The sequence below is a fragment of the Streptomyces parvus genome (genome assembly GCF_014648875.1).
Taxonomy (GTDB): Bacteria; Actinomycetota; Actinomycetes; order Streptomycetales; family Streptomycetaceae; genus Streptomyces; species Streptomyces parvus.
The window spans coordinates 254,244-271,321 of the sequence record NZ_BMRY01000010.1 but is presented as its reverse complement, the minus strand read 5'-3'; the positions used below and the strand labels follow the sequence as shown (position 1 = coordinate 271,321).

15 protein-coding genes are annotated in these 17,078 nt (G+C 72.0%); 5 read left to right on the top strand and 10 right to left on the bottom strand.

Annotation, left to right across the window (positions count from 1 at the left end; genetic code table 11):
• Nucleotides 1-61: 61 nt before the first annotated feature.
• The 3 genes from IE140_RS28050 to IE140_RS28040 all read right to left on the bottom strand — a co-directional run bounded on the left by IE140_RS28050 (nucleotide 62) and on the right by IE140_RS28040 (nucleotide 3,398).
• Nucleotides 62-976 (bottom strand): siderophore-interacting protein, encoded by a 915-nt coding sequence (locus IE140_RS28050; RefSeq protein ID WP_150193066.1) that lies wholly within the window; start codon nucleotides 974-976, stop codon nucleotides 62-64.
• 130 nt (nucleotides 977-1,106) lie between these two features.
• Nucleotides 1,107-1,748, bottom strand: coding sequence for a GNAT family N-acetyltransferase (locus tag IE140_RS28045; protein ID WP_150193067.1), 642 nt, complete (start codon nucleotides 1,746-1,748; stop codon nucleotides 1,107-1,109).
• A gap of 192 nt (nucleotides 1,749-1,940) precedes the next feature.
• On the bottom strand, nucleotides 1,941-3,398 hold the full coding sequence (locus tag IE140_RS28040; protein WP_150193068.1) for an MFS transporter: 1,458 nt from the start codon (nucleotides 3,396-3,398) through the stop codon (nucleotides 1,941-1,943).
• A 253-nt stretch (nucleotides 3,399-3,651) separates the two neighbouring features.
• Between IE140_RS28040 and IE140_RS28035 the strand changes: the two genes are divergently transcribed.
• The 5 genes from IE140_RS28035 to IE140_RS28015 all read left to right on the top strand — a co-directional run bounded on the left by IE140_RS28035 (nucleotide 3,652) and on the right by IE140_RS28015 (nucleotide 7,408).
• Nucleotides 3,652-4,107, top strand: a complete 456-nt coding sequence (locus IE140_RS28035; RefSeq protein WP_093444788.1) for a winged helix-turn-helix transcriptional regulator — start codon at nucleotides 3,652-3,654, stop codon at nucleotides 4,105-4,107.
• Nucleotides 4,108-4,198: 91 nt separating this feature from the next.
• On the top strand, nucleotides 4,199-4,495 hold the full coding sequence (locus tag IE140_RS28030; RefSeq protein WP_150193069.1) for a hypothetical protein: 297 nt from the start codon (nucleotides 4,199-4,201) through the stop codon (nucleotides 4,493-4,495).
• Nucleotides 4,496-5,146: 651 nt separating this feature from the next.
• A complete protein-coding gene (locus tag IE140_RS28025; protein ID WP_150193070.1) occupies nucleotides 5,147-5,794 on the top strand; it encodes a hypothetical protein in 648 nt (215 codons plus the stop codon).
• A gap of 379 nt (nucleotides 5,795-6,173) precedes the next feature.
• Nucleotides 6,174-6,476: a hypothetical protein gene (locus tag IE140_RS28020; RefSeq protein WP_150193071.1), complete on the top strand. Its 303-nt coding sequence runs from the start codon at nucleotides 6,174-6,176 to the stop codon at nucleotides 6,474-6,476.
• 80 nt (nucleotides 6,477-6,556) lie between these two features.
• Nucleotides 6,557-7,408 carry a GNAT family N-acetyltransferase gene (locus IE140_RS28015; protein ID WP_150193072.1) on the top strand — a complete coding sequence of 284 codons (852 nt, stop codon included), beginning with the start codon at nucleotides 6,557-6,559 and terminating at the stop codon, nucleotides 7,406-7,408.
• Between the two features lie 209 nt (nucleotides 7,409-7,617).
• Here the strand turns inward: IE140_RS28015 and IE140_RS28010 are convergent, their stop codons facing one another.
• From IE140_RS28010 to IE140_RS27980, 7 genes are all read right to left on the bottom strand, one after another.
• Nucleotides 7,618-9,012, bottom strand: coding sequence for a Mucin-2 (locus tag IE140_RS28010; protein ID WP_150193073.1), 1,395 nt, complete (start codon nucleotides 9,010-9,012; stop codon nucleotides 7,618-7,620).
• Between the two features lie 259 nt (nucleotides 9,013-9,271).
• Nucleotides 9,272-10,141, bottom strand: coding sequence for an AraC family transcriptional regulator (locus IE140_RS28005; protein WP_150193074.1), 870 nt, complete (start codon nucleotides 10,139-10,141; stop codon nucleotides 9,272-9,274).
• A gap of 307 nt (nucleotides 10,142-10,448) precedes the next feature.
• Nucleotides 10,449-11,009 (bottom strand): YrhB family protein, encoded by a 561-nt coding sequence (locus IE140_RS28000; protein ID WP_150193075.1) that lies wholly within the window; start codon nucleotides 11,007-11,009, stop codon nucleotides 10,449-10,451.
• Between the two features lie 177 nt (nucleotides 11,010-11,186).
• Nucleotides 11,187-12,353, bottom strand: a complete 1,167-nt coding sequence (locus IE140_RS27995) for an acyl-CoA dehydrogenase family protein (protein WP_032764882.1) — start codon at nucleotides 12,351-12,353, stop codon at nucleotides 11,187-11,189.
• Nucleotides 12,354-12,360: 7 nt separating this feature from the next.
• Nucleotides 12,361-13,311 carry a hydroxymethylglutaryl-CoA lyase gene (locus tag IE140_RS27990; protein WP_109178627.1) on the bottom strand — a complete coding sequence of 317 codons (951 nt, stop codon included), beginning with the start codon at nucleotides 13,309-13,311 and terminating at the stop codon, nucleotides 12,361-12,363.
• Between the two features lie 17 nt (nucleotides 13,312-13,328).
• Entirely contained in the window at nucleotides 13,329-15,287 is a 1,959-nt protein-coding gene (locus IE140_RS27985; RefSeq protein WP_150193076.1) for an acetyl-CoA carboxylase biotin carboxylase subunit, read from the bottom strand.
• Nucleotides 15,288-15,294: 7 nt separating this feature from the next.
• Entirely contained in the window at nucleotides 15,295-16,917 is a 1,623-nt protein-coding gene (locus IE140_RS27980; RefSeq protein ID WP_032774824.1) for a carboxyl transferase domain-containing protein, read from the bottom strand.
• Between the last annotated feature and the right edge of the window lie 161 nt (nucleotides 16,918-17,078).

The following is a 17,078-nucleotide window of genomic DNA, read 5'->3' as shown; positions in this document are numbered from 1 at the left end:
ACTCGGAGTCGATCATTCCACTCGGTCCTCGCGGGCGCGCGGGTTGTCCGCTTTGCCGCCCCTATCGGGCCGCTTGGTCCACCCGCTCCGCTTTGCGGCGGTCTGCCGTGCCGCTTCCGGCGGTCGCGGCCGCCGATTCCGCCGCGAGCGCCTGCTCCCCGCCGCATCCGCGCGTCCAGTACGTGGTGGACGTCACCCGCTCCGGGGCGAACCCGCGCTCCCGGACGAGGTGGTGGCGCAGCGCCCGCACCCCGGACGCCTCGCCCGCGACCCACGCGTACGGCGTGCCCCCGGGCAGCTCGGCGGTGCGGACGGCCTCCACGCCGCAGGCGGCCCCCTCGCCCCGGACGAGCCAGCGGATCCGAGCCTTCGCCGCGGTGTTCAGCGCCTGCCGGTCCTCGGTGCGCGGGACCTCCAGCCAGACCCGGGCCGCCAGTCCGGCGGGCAGCCACTCCAGAACGGCGGCCGCGGCGGGCAGGGCGGTCTCGTCGGCCCGGATCAGCACCCAGTCGGTGTCGGCCGGCGGCCGGAAACGTACCGCGGTGTTGTCCGGCCCGGCGGGACCCGCCACCGTGAGCCGGTCGCCGGGGGCCGCCGCCCGCGCCCAGCGGGAGGCGGGGCCGCCGTCACCGTGCAGCACGAAGTCGAGGTCGATCTCGGTGGAGCCGTCGGGCCGCGACCGCTGGGCCCGCACGGCATAGGAACGCAGCACGGCGCGCTCGTCCCCGGGCAGCGCCCGCCATCGCTCGTACCAGGTCCCGGCCCCGCCCGCCGGGATCACCGCTTGACGCCGCCCCGGACGGGGAAGGAGGAGGGTCACGCTCTGGTCGCGACCGCCACCGCGGAAGCCCTCGGACCCCGGCCCGCCGAGCGTGATCCGGAGAATGGACGGGCTGAGCCGCCTGGTCCGTACGACGGTCAGATCGAAGAGCCGGAACGGGGCGACCTCGGGTGTGGCGGCAGTCGTCGACGTCAACGGGAGCTTCTCCGGGACGGGCCGGAGCGTCGGGCGGACGGGCCCGGCTTCCGGCGGGGGCGATCCGAAGGAAGGTTAGCCTACCCTTGCTTGAAAGAGGGGTGGTGCGGCATTCCCGGGAGTCGCCGGCTCACACCCCGAACTCCGCCCGGCAGGCGTCGAGCCCCTCCACGGTCACGTCCACGCTCCGGTGCGCCTCCCACCGGGCCCGGTCCAGACGCAGCCGCCGCAGCGTGACCGGGGCCCCGCGCACGACACCCGTGTCCAGGCCGTCGTCCACATATCCGAGCCGCCGCGAGACCCCGAGCGAACGGGGGTTGTCGGTCATGGCCGCGGAGACGGCGTACCGCGCGCCGAGCCCGGCGAACGCGAGGTGGAGGGCGGCGGCGCGCATCTCCGTACCGAAGCCCCGGCCCTGGTGCGGGAGCCCGAGCCACGACCCGGTCTCCGCCTCCCGCCGCACCCCGAAGTCGCGCCCCATGAGGTCCTGCCGCCCGACGACCTCGCCCTCGTGGAGCACGGCCAGGCTGAGCGTCCAGTCCCGCACGGACCAGCCGGCGACGGTCCCCAGCAGATGCTGGAACACCGCCCGCGCCACCTCGTCGGGCTTCCCGTCGGTCCACGCCACGCTGAACGGCATCCGGTCCGGATCATGCACCCCGTTCGCCGCCACGGAGGCCAGCTCGTCGAGGAGTCCGGGCCCGGGGAGACGCAGTTCGAGGCGCGGCGAGCGGAGGCGAAGCCCGTAGAGGGGCCAGTGTCGGAGGTCCATGACGGGACTCTGCCGGACGGGTAGGGGAGGCGTCGACCGGAATTCGTGGCGGGGGGCGGCAGACGGCAGACGGCAGACGGCAGGCAACAGACGCCGGTCGCAGGTCGACCGCCGCCTGCCGTACGCCGTACGCGACGGGGGCACGGCCCGCCGGTTGTCCCGGCGACCGTGCCCCCGCTCCCGTGCGCGCGATCAGGACCCGAGCCCGGCGGGCTGCTCGACCCCGCCCGGCGCGTCGCTCCTCTCCGGCCCGGCCCGGTGCCCTCCGGCGGGGGCGCTGTCCGCCCGCGCCCGCCGGGTCCGGAGCCCGGACGCGCTGACGGCGGCGGCGATCAGGGCGGCGGCCAACGGGACGACCAGGGCCGCCCGGTACCCGTCGAGGAGGGCCGCCGATGACGCCCCGTCCGTCGCGGTGATGTTGACGGCGGTCACGGCGGACAGCCCCAGCGCGGCACCGAACTGGAAGGACGTGTACAGCAGTCCGCCGGCCACCCCCTGCTCCTCCTCGGCGACGCCGTCGGTGGCCACGATGGTCAGCGGCCCGTAGACCAGGGAGAAGGCGACACCCAGCAGGAGCAGGCCCGGGAACATCGCCGCATACGTCCAGTCCGCGCCGAGCGGCAGGAACAGGGCGTACGAGAGCGACGCGACGAGCAGCCCGCCGAAGATGACCCGGGCATGGCCGAACCGGGCGACCAGCTTCGGGGTCAGGAGCGGCGAGAGCACCGCGTCCACACCGATGACGATCAGCGCGAAGCTGGTCTGCAGGGACGACCAGCCGCGCAGCTCCTGGAGATAGAGCACGACGATGAACTGGAAGCCGAAGAACCCGGCCGCGAACAGCAGCCCCGCCACATTGGCGCGGACCAGCGACCCGCTGCGGAAGATGCCCGGGCGCACCAGCGGCGAGGACGAGGCGCGCTCGATGACGGCGAACGCGAGGAAGAGGAGCAGCGCCGTGCCGACCGTGCCGACGGTCCAGGCGGCCGGGACGTGCGTGGCCCGCTCGACGCCGAAGACGAGCAGCAGGATCCCGGCCGTGACGGTGACCGCTCCGGCCAGGTCGACGCCCTGTCCGGTGCGGTCCGGGCGGGGCGAGGCGGGGATGAGCGCGAGCGCGGCCAGCAGGATGCCCAGCGAGAGGATGACCGGAGCGAAGAACACCCAGCGCCAGTCGATCGCGGAGAGCAGTCCGCCGACGACCAGGCCGATCGAGAAGCCCCCGGCGGCGGTGCCCGCGTAGACGAGCAGGGCCTTGTCGCGCTGCGGCCCCTCCGGGAAACCCGTGGTGATGATCGAGAGACCGGCCGGGGTCATGAAGGCCGCGGCGACCCCCGTCACGAAGCGCGCGACGATCAGCATCCAGCCCTCGGTGGCCAGTCCGCCCAGCCCGGAGAAGAGCAGGAACACCACGAGCCAGAGGACGAACATCCGGCGACGGCCGAAGAGATCGGCCGCCCGGCCGCCCAGGAGCATGAATCCGCCGTAGCCCAGGACGTACGCGCTCATCACCCACTGGAGGGTGCCGGTGGACAGATCCAGATCGTCGCGGATCGCGGGCAGGGCCACGTTCAGCATCGCCACATCGATGCCTTCGAGGAAGATCGCGCCGCACAGGACGAAGAGCACGCCCCAGGCGCGCCCGGTCATGCGGTCACTGCTCGGTCTCGACGGGGACGGTGTTGAGGACACGGGAGATCTCCTTGTGCACGGACGAATGTACGGACGAATACGCGGGTGAAGGGGCGGACGAAACGGGCATGACGAGCCACCGCGACAGCGGCGGAGCAGAGCAGGGTTTCGCGTGCAGAGGCCTCAAACAGCGCGGAAGGAAAGCGAGTTACCGAACCGGCGGTCGGTTCCCTCTTGTAACCACTCGAAGCTTGCGGCACCGTGGGGCGGTATGGAAGAAGGCACTTCGAAGTCACCGAGTCACTGCGCCGATACCGGTACGGACACCGGCGCCGGTCCGGACTACGACATCAGCCAGTGGGACGTCCGCGAGGGCTGCGAGGTGCGGCAGATCCTCGACCGGGTCGCCGACAAGTGGTCGCTCCTCGCCATCGCCCACCTGGAACGCCGCACCCTGCGCTTCTCCGAACTGCGCCGGCTCATCGAGGGCATCAGCCAGCGCATGCTGACGGTGACCCTCCGCCAGCTCGAACGCGACGGTCTGGTGCGGCGCACGGTGTACCCCGTCGTCCCGCCCCGGGTGGAGTACGAGCTGACGGAGCTGGGCGCGACCCTGCACACCACGATCAGGTCGCTCGTCGACTGGACCGAGAGCCACCAGCAGGAGATCGCGAAGGCGCGGAGCGACTACGACGCCCGGCAGAGCCAGGAGGCGTCGGTCTCCTGAGGCCTCATGTGCGCTTCATGCGCGGGGGGTTGGCGCGGAGCTGATGTAAACCGGTGACCTCACCTCACCTCAGCGCAGCGCCTCGACCCGTGTGGGCGAAGACGACCGTGAGAACGCCGTATGCCGGGTGCGGGAGGCGTACGCCGAACAGCGCCTGTCCCGGGCGGTCATCGCGTACCCGGTCGTCGACATCGAGCTGAGACTCGGCGTCGGCAACGCGGGCGTCACGGTGCCGCGGGACGCGATCGTCGAGGTCGAGGGCCTGACGACCGGGTGGAAGGACCTGCGCTACCGGCCCCGGCAGCCGTCCCGCCCCGACGCGCCGCGCATCCGCATCTCGGGGGAGATGGGGTACGGGCGGCTGAAGATCCGCCACGCCTGGCGCTGAGGAGCCCCGTCCGCCCCGTCCGCCCCGTCCGCCCCGTTCGTCCGGGCGAGGCTCCTGGCTGCAGCAGGGTGACGATTCGTTCCGGTGCGTCACCACGGAGGGCGAAGGGGCGGGTCCTGTGGCCGCAGACCCCATCCGTAGGGTGGTCAGCTGATCCGATCAGCTGATCAGCAGGGGGAAGTCGGTGTCGTTCGACCAGGAACGGGTCGCACACACGGCTGCCGGTGGAGGATGGGAAAGGACATGCCGGACGTGGGATGGAGCAGCAGGCGGCGCGGTGCGGTGATCGGAGGAGCTGTTGCTCTGGCACTGGTGGGCGGTGGGGCTCTCTACGCGACGAAGGGCGGGTGGCTGGACGACCGTTCTCTCGCCTCGGCGTGTGACGGACTGCTGGAAACTTCGGAGCTGAAGGGACTGCTCGGCACGGACCGGTTGCGCGGGGAGGGAACGGCGCCGACCCATTGCCGTGTCATCGACCTCGACGACGGCAGGTCGTCGCTGCGAGCGCAGATATTCCGGGGCGACACCTCTGAGAGGTTGCTCGGAACGATGTCCCGGGCGGATCAGCACCACGGTGGCGCCCTGGTGACTCCGGCTGGGACGGGGCACCCCGTGGTGTTGGGCGCTCAACCGGGAACGGCCAGTGGATTCGTGCCCTGCGGCAAGGGTGAGGGCGGTCCGGTGACCGTGCTGATGCGCGCCATGCCCAAGAGTGGCGACGAGTCTCTCGTGGAACCCGAGGGGCGTGCGAGGCTGGCCCGGGTGGTGAGCGGCACGCTCGACCGGGCGGCCGAACGTTGGGGCTGTCAGGAACCGGGGAAATCGAAGGGGAAGATCACCGAGATCCCCGAGGACACCTCACGTGTCCTGCGACAGGCCGGCAAGGCCACCGGCACGTGTGCGGGCATCGACTCGGCCGCCTACGAGACCTCGGCGGACGATGCCGCCCCGATCGAGGACTGCCAGTTGGCCGACCCTTCCGGCGCGCGGCTCTTCCGGCTGTCCGCCTACTACGGGCCGTATGTGAAGGCAGCCCGGCAGGACACCCTTCGCGGGGAGGAATTCCTCACCGACGTGGGAGGCGGGGGCGGGGTGTGGTGGACCACGGCGGACTGCCCGCAGGGTGACGTCCTGTACACGGTGGAAACGGTGTGGGACGGGAAGAAGAACACCTTCCGCCCGCCCTCTCCCAAGATCCAGAAGGACGCTCTGAAGACGTTCGCCGAGCGCTCCGCCGCCCGCCACGGCTGCTCGGCGCCCGAACCCTTGCCCATGAAGGACGAGCCGTCCCGGTCCTGAAGCCCCCGGTCCGCATCGCTGAGACCGTCCGCCCCGCCCGGCGTGGATCACCTCACAGCGGCCGGGCGGCCGGAGCCGGTCACCGACCTCATCGAGGAGGCCGCGGGACGGGAGCCTCGTAACCCCGTTCCCCGGCCGTTGAATTGCCCGTGGGCGATGAGTACGCGTACTCAAGCGGGGCGCGTGGGGCCGCCGGAGACTCGGCGCATGACACAAATCCGTAGCCCCATCAGCAAGTTCACCCCCGGCCGGCGCCTTCTCGCGGAGACCCACCGGCGCGGGCAAGCCCGATACGGCGGAGCCGGAGACCATCGCCCCCGGGGAAACGCCCCCGGCCGACCCGATCGAGCCCGCCTTCCCCACTGGGCCCGAGGCGGAGTTGGACGACCGCGACTGGTGTGTGAGCGCCCACCACGAACAGCGCGTCATCGCGGCGCTGCAGAAGGTCGCGGACCCCACGCCCGCCAAGGTCCGGAAGACGCTGAACAGCCTCGGCTACACGGACGAGCGCATCCACCACCTCAAGCAGGACGGCAAGAAGACCCGCTTCCACCTCGACCTGCGCGAGGGCGGCGGCCGGCTCTGTGAGTCAGGCCTGGCGGCGGGCGCGGTATCGGACGTCGTCCCGTGCGTGGCGGTCGCCGAGGGACCGTTCGAGGTCGCGTCGGAGGTACGGCCGTAACGCCGGCGGGGCCCGCCCCGGCGAGGACCCCGCCGCATCCCCGGATGGGGCGCGCCACCTCACCGTGATGGGATGACCGCATGAACGACGACCTGTCGCTGCGTGCCCGTATCGAGCAGTACTACGCCACCGTGCCCCTGCTGTTCGCCGACGCGGAGGCGTTCGGCCCGTTGCGACTGTTCGTACGGAACCAGCCGGGAACCCCGTACTACGGCGGCCCGAGTCACGCACAGCCCACCGCGGAGGGCTCTGGGGCCGTCACCGCCGCGGACATCTCCCGGGTGCGCGCACGGCAGCGCGAACGGGGAGTGCCGGAAGCCTTCGAGTGGCTCGCCGAAGCGGCGCCGACGCTGCGCGCCCGGATCGAGGCCGCCGGACTCCCGGTCCAGGAACGCCCGCTGATGGCCCTCGACCCGGACCGGGCGCTGCCCCCGCTTCCCCTGCCGGACGGCGTCACGATCCGCCCCCTGACGGCTGACGACCCGGCCCTCCCCGCAGCCCTCGCCCTTCCCCGCCTGGCCTTCGCCGATGCGGGCACCGCAGTGGGCGTGGCGGGCCGCGCGGAACTGTCTGCGGTGGCCGGGGAGCTGGCCGCGAACGGCACGGTGGCAACGACCCGCCCCGCCATCCGCGCCGGGCACAAGACACTCATGGCCGCCCTCGCCCCGGACGGCACCCCGCTCGCCGCCGGCCACTACCACCCGGCGAACGGCGCGACCGAGATCGGCGGCGTCGGCACGCTGCCCACGGCCCGCCGCCAGGGCCTCGCCGCCGCCGTCACAGCAGCCCTGGCCACCCACGCCCGCGACCACGGGGTGCACACCGTCTTCCTCGCCTACGCGGAGGACGTCGTCGCCCGCATCTACACCCGCCTGGGCTTCCGCCCCGCCGACGTCACCCTCCTGATCGCCAACCAGCCCGCGCGGTCGTGAGCCGAAGAGAGGGCGCTCCCGAGGCATCGAACAGCTCTCCGAACGCGAAGAAGACTTTTAGGCATCCCGAGCCACGAACCGCGAGTTGACGACCCAGCTCAACAGCACTCCGCACCGCCGCCGTTGACCTGTGAACCCAGATACCAACCGCTGGTCGATGGATCGGAGCCTTCACTTCGGGGTGCGAGCAAGTCGGTTCCGCCCGGCGGTCAGGCGGGAACGCCGGCCCGGTCCAGGACGGCGGCCATCTCGTCCTCGGGGAGCGCCGGGTTGGCACCCGCGCTGGATGCCAGGTCGGGGACGAGGAGGGCCTCGCGGAGCCGATGGAACGGGAGGCGCGGGTCGCGGGCCGCTGCCTGACGCGTCCAGACGACGGGGTCGTGGCTGAGCCGTTCGATCAGCTCCGGCGTGGCGGCCGGATCCCGCACGGCCAGCCGGCGGTAGTTCCCGTCGGGGTGGTTCGCGTAGCGGGCGGCCAGGCCCTCGCGGGGGAATCGAGGGTGCGTCTCCGCCATCCAGGCGGAGAACGTCCCACCCAGCCGCGCGAACACCCGCATCAGGACCTCCTCCGGAGTATCGGGGTGGTGAATGCCCAGGAGGTTCTCCACCACCGGGTCCTCGACGCGTGCAAGCAGGCGCAGCAGGTCAGGCGGCAGATGGGGGCTTCGGGCGGCGGCGCGCTGGAGCAGCGGGTGAGCGGAGGTCGCGGCCCGGCGCATTACCTCGGGGTCGGCGAGCCCAACCCGTACCCACCACACGCCGTCGCCCCTGTCGCGGTCCCCGGCCGTGAAGTCGATGGCCATGCGCCGCGTCTCGTCCAGCTCGGGCCGAAGGGAGACGGTGAGCCGTACGGCTTCGTCGGGGTCCACGGCAAGCCGGTCCACGAGGTCGGCGGGCAGCGACGGGTTCTCGGCGAGGTAGGCCAGGTGCGTCCGCTCGGCGATGCACCGCTCGGCGTCGGCACGGTCAAGGAGCCCGCGGCGCAGCGCCTCGGCGGCGGACTTCGGGTCTCGGAGGAGGTCGGCGGTCACGCGGGCGTCCCGCCGGCACTCCTGCAGCCCGGCGACCCGTCGCACCTCGGGGTCGGGGTCGGCCAGCAGCGCCGACTGCTCGCTCGCCGACAGGGCCTGCCATGCACGCACCGCTTCCCGGCGTGCTGCCGCACGGTGATGAGTGGCCATCGATGCCACGAACGGTGGCGCCAGATGGGGCGACTCCAGCAGGGCCGCGCGTACGGAATGATCGGGGTCGTCGAGCAGACGGGCGCACACGGCATCCGAGAGCGGCGCGATCTCTGCGCGCGGAACGTACACCTCGGGTCCACATGCGAGAGCCGCGCGCACCTTGGGAGAAGGATCGTCCGCGAGCCGAGCCCGCTGTGCAGGCTCCGCTTTGGCACTCATGGCGAAATCGATCCGAGCTCCCGGGTTCGGGTGGGCCAGGATCAGCGCGACGGCCGACTCGGGGAGTCCGGCCCGGTGAAGAACGTCACGGGGCGGCCGGTCACCGTCTGCCCCGAAGGCGAGCATGCGCAGCAGCAGCGGCGTCGGCAGCGCCGGATTTCGGGCCACTCCCTCCAGCGCGGATGCGTGGAAAGCCACCATGATGCCTCTGCCCCCCGTGTCTTCCCCGATCGGTCCGCGCCCATGATCTCGTATGCCATGAAAGACATCTGTCGACCACCGTCGCACCGGTCTTTTGACCGACGGGATTCGTTGACCAGCCCGAACGGGGCTTACGCCGGGTTGGAATCCCGCGCAGGTGCCCTTCGTTCCGCCATGGGTACCGGCGTGATCGCAGCCGGCACCGGTGGGGCCCGGCGCTCCGCCGATGGAGCGCCGGGCCCGGTTGCGATCCCCTGTGTCAGGCCGGTTCGACCGGGAGCCACAGCTCGCACGTGGCGGTGCTGAAGTCCTGGGAGCGATCCAGGGTCGCGACAATCGAGGGGCCGGGGCGCAGGCGCCACGGGTTGGAGGGGAACCACTCGGTGGCGGTCGCGGCCCAGGCTGCCTGCAGGGCCTGCGGGTGGGGGCCGTCGGTGCGGAAGACCGCCCACTTGCCCGCGGGTACCTCGATGGCATCGAGGTCCTCGGGGGCCGGGGTGCTCTGGCGGGCGGCCACGCCGTGCAGATAGGTCAGCTCGCTTCCTTCCGTGGCATCTGGCTCCAGACCGTCGCTGATCTGGAGCAGGCCGGCCGGTTCGGTCTCGCTGAGGGACTTGAGCCGGGCGTGCTCGGTGGGCGGCAAGGCGGCGATGTGCTCCTGAATGTGCGGGTTGACGCCTTCGTGGATGAGCGGGACGCGGGCCGCGTGTCCGATCAGGCGGAACGCGGGGTGGTCGACGAGGCGGGTGTCCATGGGGATGCTCCCTTCGACGGTCAGGTGGAACCTGAGCTTGGGCTGGGTACGCAAGGGGCCTCCGTCTCGGCGTACGTCGCTGAGGGTGGCGCCGTGGACCGCGCGGAACGCGCGGCCGAACGCCTCGGTCGATCCGTAGCCGTGCCGGACGGCGACAGTCAGCAGATCGTCCTCGCGTCGCACGACGTCACCGGCGGCGACGGTCATGCGCCGCCGGCGCACGTACTCCGACAGCGGCATGCCCGCCAGCGAGGAGAACATCCGGCGCAGGTGGTACGCGGTTGTGCCGAGCTCTGCTGCCAGTTCGCGGATGTCGAACTCCTCGGCGAGCTGATCCTCCACGAGGTCGGTCAGCCGGTTGAGTGCCGAGATCATGTGGCCTCCTTTCCTTGTCGACCCTGCCGTGCACCGGCCCGTCCCCGCCCGACTACAGCGAACCGTTCCGATCAGGCGCAGTGACGACCGACACGCGCGGCAACCGCCGGCCGGCACACCGGTGACCGGGGCATCGCGCGCCCGGTGCGTCACGGCCAAGGACGGCGCGGCACCGGAAGGTGGGCTGCCCGCCGGTCACGAGCGGGCCAAGGGTCCCGACCAGCATGTCGATGACCAGCCGGTCATCCCCGATCGAGGCCCGCTGCCGGTAGCGCACGGCCTTGCCGTGCGGCATGCGCTCGCGTGATCACGACTGCTCGCCCTTCGTCACCGTCTCCACCGCGAGCACGGGGTTGAGAGGCTCCACGAGTTCCCCGGTGGCCACAGCCACGAGATGCGCGGGTGCGTCACCCGTCAGCAACGCGCTGACGTAGGCGAGGGCCTCCGCGGGCGAGAGCACGGGCAGCCTCCGGCGCAGTACCCGCGCCGCGTACATGCGTCCGCGCGCGGCGGCGGCTTCGCAGAGCGCATCGTGCAGGTCGTCCACCGCCGTGCGCACCGGCAGCCCGCGAATCCGGGCCCGGTAGTCGGCCTCCCACTCCCCGGTCAGCGCGGAGACGACGCCGATCCGGTGCAGGCCGCCGTCGACACGGTCGACCAGGTACGGCCCGTTGCCGGCCAGCATGAACTCCGGGTTTCCGGTGCGGACGAACTCCTCGGAGGTCCAGGAGACGATCCACACCAGCTCGTGCTCCTCGACATCGACCACGGCCATCCGCAGCGCGTCCACTCCGGTGGCCCGCCACTGTAGGTAGTCGCGTTCCAGCTGGGCCTCGACGGTCCGGATGGCGGTTTCTCGCTCGATCACACATGCAGCCTCCCGCACGGACCCCTCTCCCGGACAGTGAATTCGCGGGGCCCCGGGCCCGGACGGGGCCCGATGCGGGAGGTCTGACGGGCGTTCCTCACCGACACGACCGCCCCGTCCGCCGTGGAGTGATCCACGGCGGACGGGGCGGCAGCAGGCAGTGCGGGAGCCGGCAGCTCAGCCCGGCAGCCCCAGCTCCCGGGCGATCAGCATCCGCTGGACCTCGCTCGTGCCCTCGCCGATCTCCAGGATCTTCGAGTCGCGCCACATCCGGGCCACCGGGTACTCGTTCATGAAGCCGTACCCGCCGTGGATCTGTGTGGCGTCCCGGGCGTTGTCCACCGCGACCGTCGAGGAGTACAGCTTCGCGATCGCCGCCTCCTTCTTGAACGGTTCGCCCGCGACCAGGCGCGAGGCCGCGTCGCGCCAGCCGATGCGGGCCATGTGGGCGCGCATCTCCATGTCGGCGATCTTGAACTGTATGGCCTGGTTCGCGCCGATCGGCCTGCCGAAGGCGTGGCGCTCGGCCGCGTACTTCACCGACTCGTCCACGCAGCCCTGGGCCAGACCCGTGGCGAGGGCCGAGATCGCGATGCGGCCCTCGTCCAGGATGCGCAGGAACTGGGCGTAGCCCCGGCCCTGTTCGCCCAGGAGGTTCGCCGCCGGGACGCGGACGTCCGTGAAGGACAGCTCGCGGGTGTCCGAGGCGTTCCAGCCGACCTTGGAGTAGGGGGCCGCGACCGTGAAGCCGGGGGTGCCCGAGGGGACGATGATCGCGGAGATCAGCGGGCGGCCGTCCTCCTTGCGGCCCGTGACCGCCGTGACCGTCACCAGCTCCGTGATGTCCGTGCCGGAGTTGGTGATGAAGCACTTCGAGCCGTTGATGACCCACTCGTTCGTCGCCTCGTCCAGCACGGCCGTCGTCCGCGTGCCGCCCGCGTCCGAGCCGCCGTCCGGCTCGGTCAGGCCGAACGCGCCCAGCGCCTCGCCCGCGCACAGCTTGGGCAGCCACTGGCGCTTCTGCTCCTCCGTGCCGAACAGGTGCAGCGGCATCGCGCCCAGCGAGACCCCGGCCTCCAGGGTGATCGCCACCGAGGAGTCGACCCGGGCCAGCTCCTCCAGGGCGATCCCGAGCGCCAGGTAGTCGCCGCCCATCCCGCCGTACTCCTCCGGGAACGGCAGCCCGAACAGGCCCATGCGGCCCATCTCGCGCACGATCTCGTACGGGAACTCATGGCGCTCGTACAGGTCGCCGATCTTCGGCGCGATCACATCGTGCGCGAACGCCTCGACCGTGCGGCGCAGTTCCTCGTGTTCGGCGGTCAGCCGGTGGTCCAAAGGCATGGGTTGCTCACTCCTTGTGGGAGGCGGAAGAAGAGGGAGGGGTCAGGGCGCGGACCGTGCGGGACGGGCTCGGCCGGCCCAGGTGTCCGGCCAGCCAGACGCTGGTGGCGGTCAGTTCGGCCAGGTCGACGCCGGTCTCGATGCCCAGTCCTTCGAGCATCCAGACCAGGTCCTCGGTGGCGAGATTCCCCGTGGCGCTCTTCGCGTACGGGCAGCCGCCCAGGCCGCCCGCGGAGGCGTCCACCGTCGTCACGCCGTGCTGAAGCGCGGCCAGGGTGTTCGACAGTGCCTGGCCGTACGTGTCGTGGAAGTGGACGCCGATCGCCTCTGTGGGAACGCCCGCCTCGTTCAGGGCTGTCAGCAGCGCCGCCACGTGGCCCGGCGTCGCCACCCCGATCGTGTCGCCCAGCGACAGCTCGTCGCAGCCCAGGTCCATCAGCGCCTTGGCCACCTTCACCACCTGGGCGACCGGGACCGCGCCCTCCCACGGGTCGCCGAAGCACATCGACAGGTACCCGCGCACCTGGACCTTGTCCGCCTTCGCGCGGGCCACCACCGGCTCGAACATCGCCAGCGACTCGTCGACCGTACGGTTCAGGTTGCGGGCTGCGAACGTCTCCGTCGCCGAGCCGAACACCGCGATCGACCGCGCCCCGAGCGCCAGCGCCCGGTCCAGGCCCCGTTCGTTCGGGACCAGGACGGGGAGGGACACGTCCCCCACGTCGGCGATGTCGCCGAGGAGCGGGAACAGCTGCTCCGCGTCGGCCAGTTGGGGCACCCACTTCGGGTGCACGAAGCTCGTCGCCTCGATGGTCGTCAGGCCCGCCACCGCCAGGCGGCGGATGAACTCCGCCTTCACCTCGGTCGGGACGGTCCCCTTCTCGTTCTGCAGGCCGTCCCGCGCGCCCACCTCGTGGATGCGGACCCGGGCGGGCAGACCCGGCGCCGGGACCTTCATGGGGAGTCCTTGCGCGCTCACGCGTCCTCCCCGTCCGCCGACGCCGGAACCACGACCGCCAGGACCTGGTCCATCGCGACCGTCGCGCCCGCCGTGACGTCCAGCTCCGTCACCGTCCCCGCGTGCGGGGCCGAGATCACGTGCTCCATCTTCATCGCCTCCACCACGAGCAGGCTCTGACCCGCCTCGACCTCGTCCCCGACGGCCACCTTCACCACCGTGACCGTGCCGGGCATCGGCGCCGCCAGCGTGTCCGCCCCGCTCCGGCCCGCCCCGCTCAGGGACGCCTCCACCGGGTCGTGGTCCTGGACGTGCCAGGTGTCGCCGTCCCGGCCGAGCCAGTCGCCCGAGCGGTGGAAGTGGGCGACCGTACCTTCGAGTTCGATCGTCACCCGGTCGGGCCCGACCGTCGCGGAGACCGGGGAGCCCTGAGCAACGGGTTCATGTCCCGCTACTCGCAACGGGAACGCCAGCGGCGCCCGCACACCCCCCGTACGCCACCCGCTCGGCACCGAGAACGGGTCCGTCCAGCCGCCCGCGTCCGGCCGGGGGGCCAGGGCGTCGAGGCGTACCGCCGCAGCCGCCGCGTACACCTCGTCCGGGACGCCGTCCGGCACCAGGCCCTCGGCCTCGCGCTCCACCAGACCGGTGTCCAGGTTGCCCGCGACCACGTCCGGGTGCGCCAACAGGCGGCGCAGGAAGCCCGCGTTGGTCGGGACGCCCAGGATCACCGTGTCCGCCAGGGCCGCCCGCAGCTTGCGGATCGCCGTCGCGCGGTCGGGGCCGTACGCGATGACCTTCGACAGCATCGGGTCGTACAGGCTGCCCACCGGCACGCCCTCGCTGAGCCCCGAGTCCGTCCGCACCCCGCCGCCCTGCGGTTCGCGCAGCGCCAGCACCGTACCGCCGGAGGGCAGGAAGCCGCGGGACGGGTCCTCGGCGCAGACCCTCGCCTCGATCGCCCAGCCCGTCAGGCTGATGTCCTTCTGTGCGTACGGGAGTTGCTCGCCCGCCGCCACCCGCAGCTGCCACTCCACCAGGTCCAGGCCGGTGATCAGCTCGGTCACCGGGTGCTCGACCTGGAGGCGGGTGTTCATCTCCATGAAGTAGTACGAGGCCGGGTCGTTGCCCGGGACGATGAACTCCACCGTCCCCGCCCCGACATAGCCGCAGCTGCGCGCCGCCTGGACCGCCGCCTCGCCCATCGCCGCCCGGGTCGCCTCGTCCAGCAGGACGGACGGCGCCTCCTCGATGATCTTCTGGTGGCGGCGCTGGAGCGAGCACTCGCGCTCGCCCAGGTGGATCACGTTGCCGTGGGCGTCGGCCAGCACCTGGATCTCGATGTGGCGCGGGCGGTCGATCCACCGCTCGACGAGCAGGGTGTCGTCGCCGAAGGAGGCGCGGGCCTCCCGTCGCGCCGCCGCGATCTCCTCGCCCAGCACCGCCGCGTCGCGGACCAGGCGCATGCCCTTGCCGCCGCCGCCCGCCGAGGGCTTCAGCAGGACCGGGGTGCCGATCTCCCGTGCGGCTTGCTCAAGTTGGGCGTCGGTCAGGCCGCTGCCGGAGGAGCCGGGGACCACCGGGACCCCGTACGCCGCGACCGTCTCCTTGGCCCGGATCTTGTCGCCCATGAGCGCGATCGCGGCGGCGGGCGGGCCGATGAAGACCAGCCCGGCGTCCGCGCACGCCTGCGCGAACTCGGCGTTCTCCGCCAGGAATCCGTACCCCGGGTGGACCGCCTGCGCGCCCGTGCGGCGGGCCGCCTCCAGGAGCGCCGGCACGTTCAGGTAGCTCTCGGCGGCGGGCGGCGGGCCGATCCGTACCGCCGTGTCCGCCTCCCGGACGTGCCGGGCGTCCGCGTCCGCGTCGCTGAAGACCGCGACCGAGCGCACGCCCTGCTCCCGCAGGGTCCGGATCACCCGGACCGCGATCTCGCCGCGGTTGGCGACCAGCACGGTGTCGAACATCGTCGTCATCTGTTCCTCACATCCGGAAGACGCCGAAGCCGGGCCCGGCCGGGTCCTTCTGGGGCAGCGGGGCATTGGCGCAGGCGGTCAGGGCGAGGCCGAGGACCTGCCGGGTGTCCACGGGGTCGATCACCCCGTCGTCCCAGAGCCGGGCGCTGGCGTAGTACGCGTTGCCCTGGGTCTCGTACTGGGCGCGGATCGGGGCCTTGAACGTCTCCTCGTCCTCGGCGCTCCAGTCGTCGCCGAGCTGGTCGCGCTTGACGGTGGCCAGGACGGAGGCCGCCTGCTCACCGCCCATCACCGAGATCTTGGCGTTCGGCCACATCCACAGGAAGCGGGGGCTGTAGGCCCGGCCGCACATGGAGTAGTTGCCCGCGCCGTACGAACCGCCGACGACGACCGTCAGCTTCGGCACCCGCGTGCACGCCACCGCCGTGACCATCTTCGCGCCGTGCTTGGCGATGCCGCCCGCCTCGTAGTCCCGGCCGACCATGAAGCCGGAGATGTTCTGGAGGAAGACGAGCGGGATGCCGCGCTGGTCGCACAGCTCGATGAAGTGCGCGCCCTTCTGGGCCGACTCGGAGAACAGGATGCCGTTGTTCGCGACGATCCCGACCGGGTGGCCGTGGATCCTGGCGAAGCCGGTGATCAGCGTCTGGCCGTACTCCGCCTTGAACTCCTGGAAGCGGGAGCCGTCCACGACCCGGGCGATCACCTCGCGTACGTCGTAGGGGGTGCGGGAGTCCACCGGGACCGCCCCGTACAGCCCCGCCGGGTCCACCTTCGGCTCCTCGGCCGGCTCGACCGACCAGGGGAGCGGGGCCCGGTCCGGGAGGGTCGCGACGATGTTGCGGACGATCCGCAGCGCGTGCGCGTCGTCCTCCGCGAGATGGTCGGTGACCCCCGACGTACGGGAGTGGACCTCGCCGCCGCCCAGCTCCTCCGCCGTGACGACCTCGCCGGTCGCGGCCTTCACCAGCGGCGGGCCGCCGAGGAAGATCGTGCCCTGGTTGCGGACGATGACGGCCTCGTCGCTCATCGCCGGGACGTACGCCCCGCCCGCCGTGCAGGAGCCCAGCACCGCCGCGATCTGCGGAATGCCCGCCCCCGACATCCGGGCCTGGTTGTAGAAGATCCGCCCGAAGTGGTCCCGGTCGGGGAAGACCTCGTCCTGCATCGGCAGGAACGCGCCGCCCGAGTCGACCAGGTACAGGCAGGGGAGACGATTCTCCAGCGCCACTTCCTGGGCGCGCAGGTGCTTCTTCACGGTCATCGGGTAGTACGTGCCGCCCTTGACCGTCGCGTCGTTGGCGACGATCACGCACTCCCGGCCGGAGACCCGCCCGATGCCCGCGATGACGCCCGCGGCGGGGGCCTGGTCCCCGTACATCCCGTTCGCCGCCAGCGGGGCCAGCTCCAGGAACGGCGAACCCGGGTCGAGAAGGGTGTCCACCCGGTCCCGGGGGAGCAGCTTGCCGCGCGCCTCGTGGCGGGCCCGTGCCTTCTCACCCCCGCCCAGCCGTGCCGTGGCGAGGCGTTCCGCCAGGTCGTCGGAGAGCGCGCGATGCGCCGCCTCGTTGGCCTGCCAGGCCTCCGAGGCGGGATCGGCCGCGCTCGCCAGGACCGGTGCCTGCTGCATCGTGTCGAGCCCCCTTGCCCGTACCGCAGTGGTGAAAAGCGTTGACGTGCTGTTGAGACGTGCCGGTTGTTGAGACGTGCCGGTTGTTGGACGTGCTGTTAATGAGCGTTAACGCGTTTCCCTCAGGTTAACGACCGCTAACGACCCTGTCTAGAATGAAT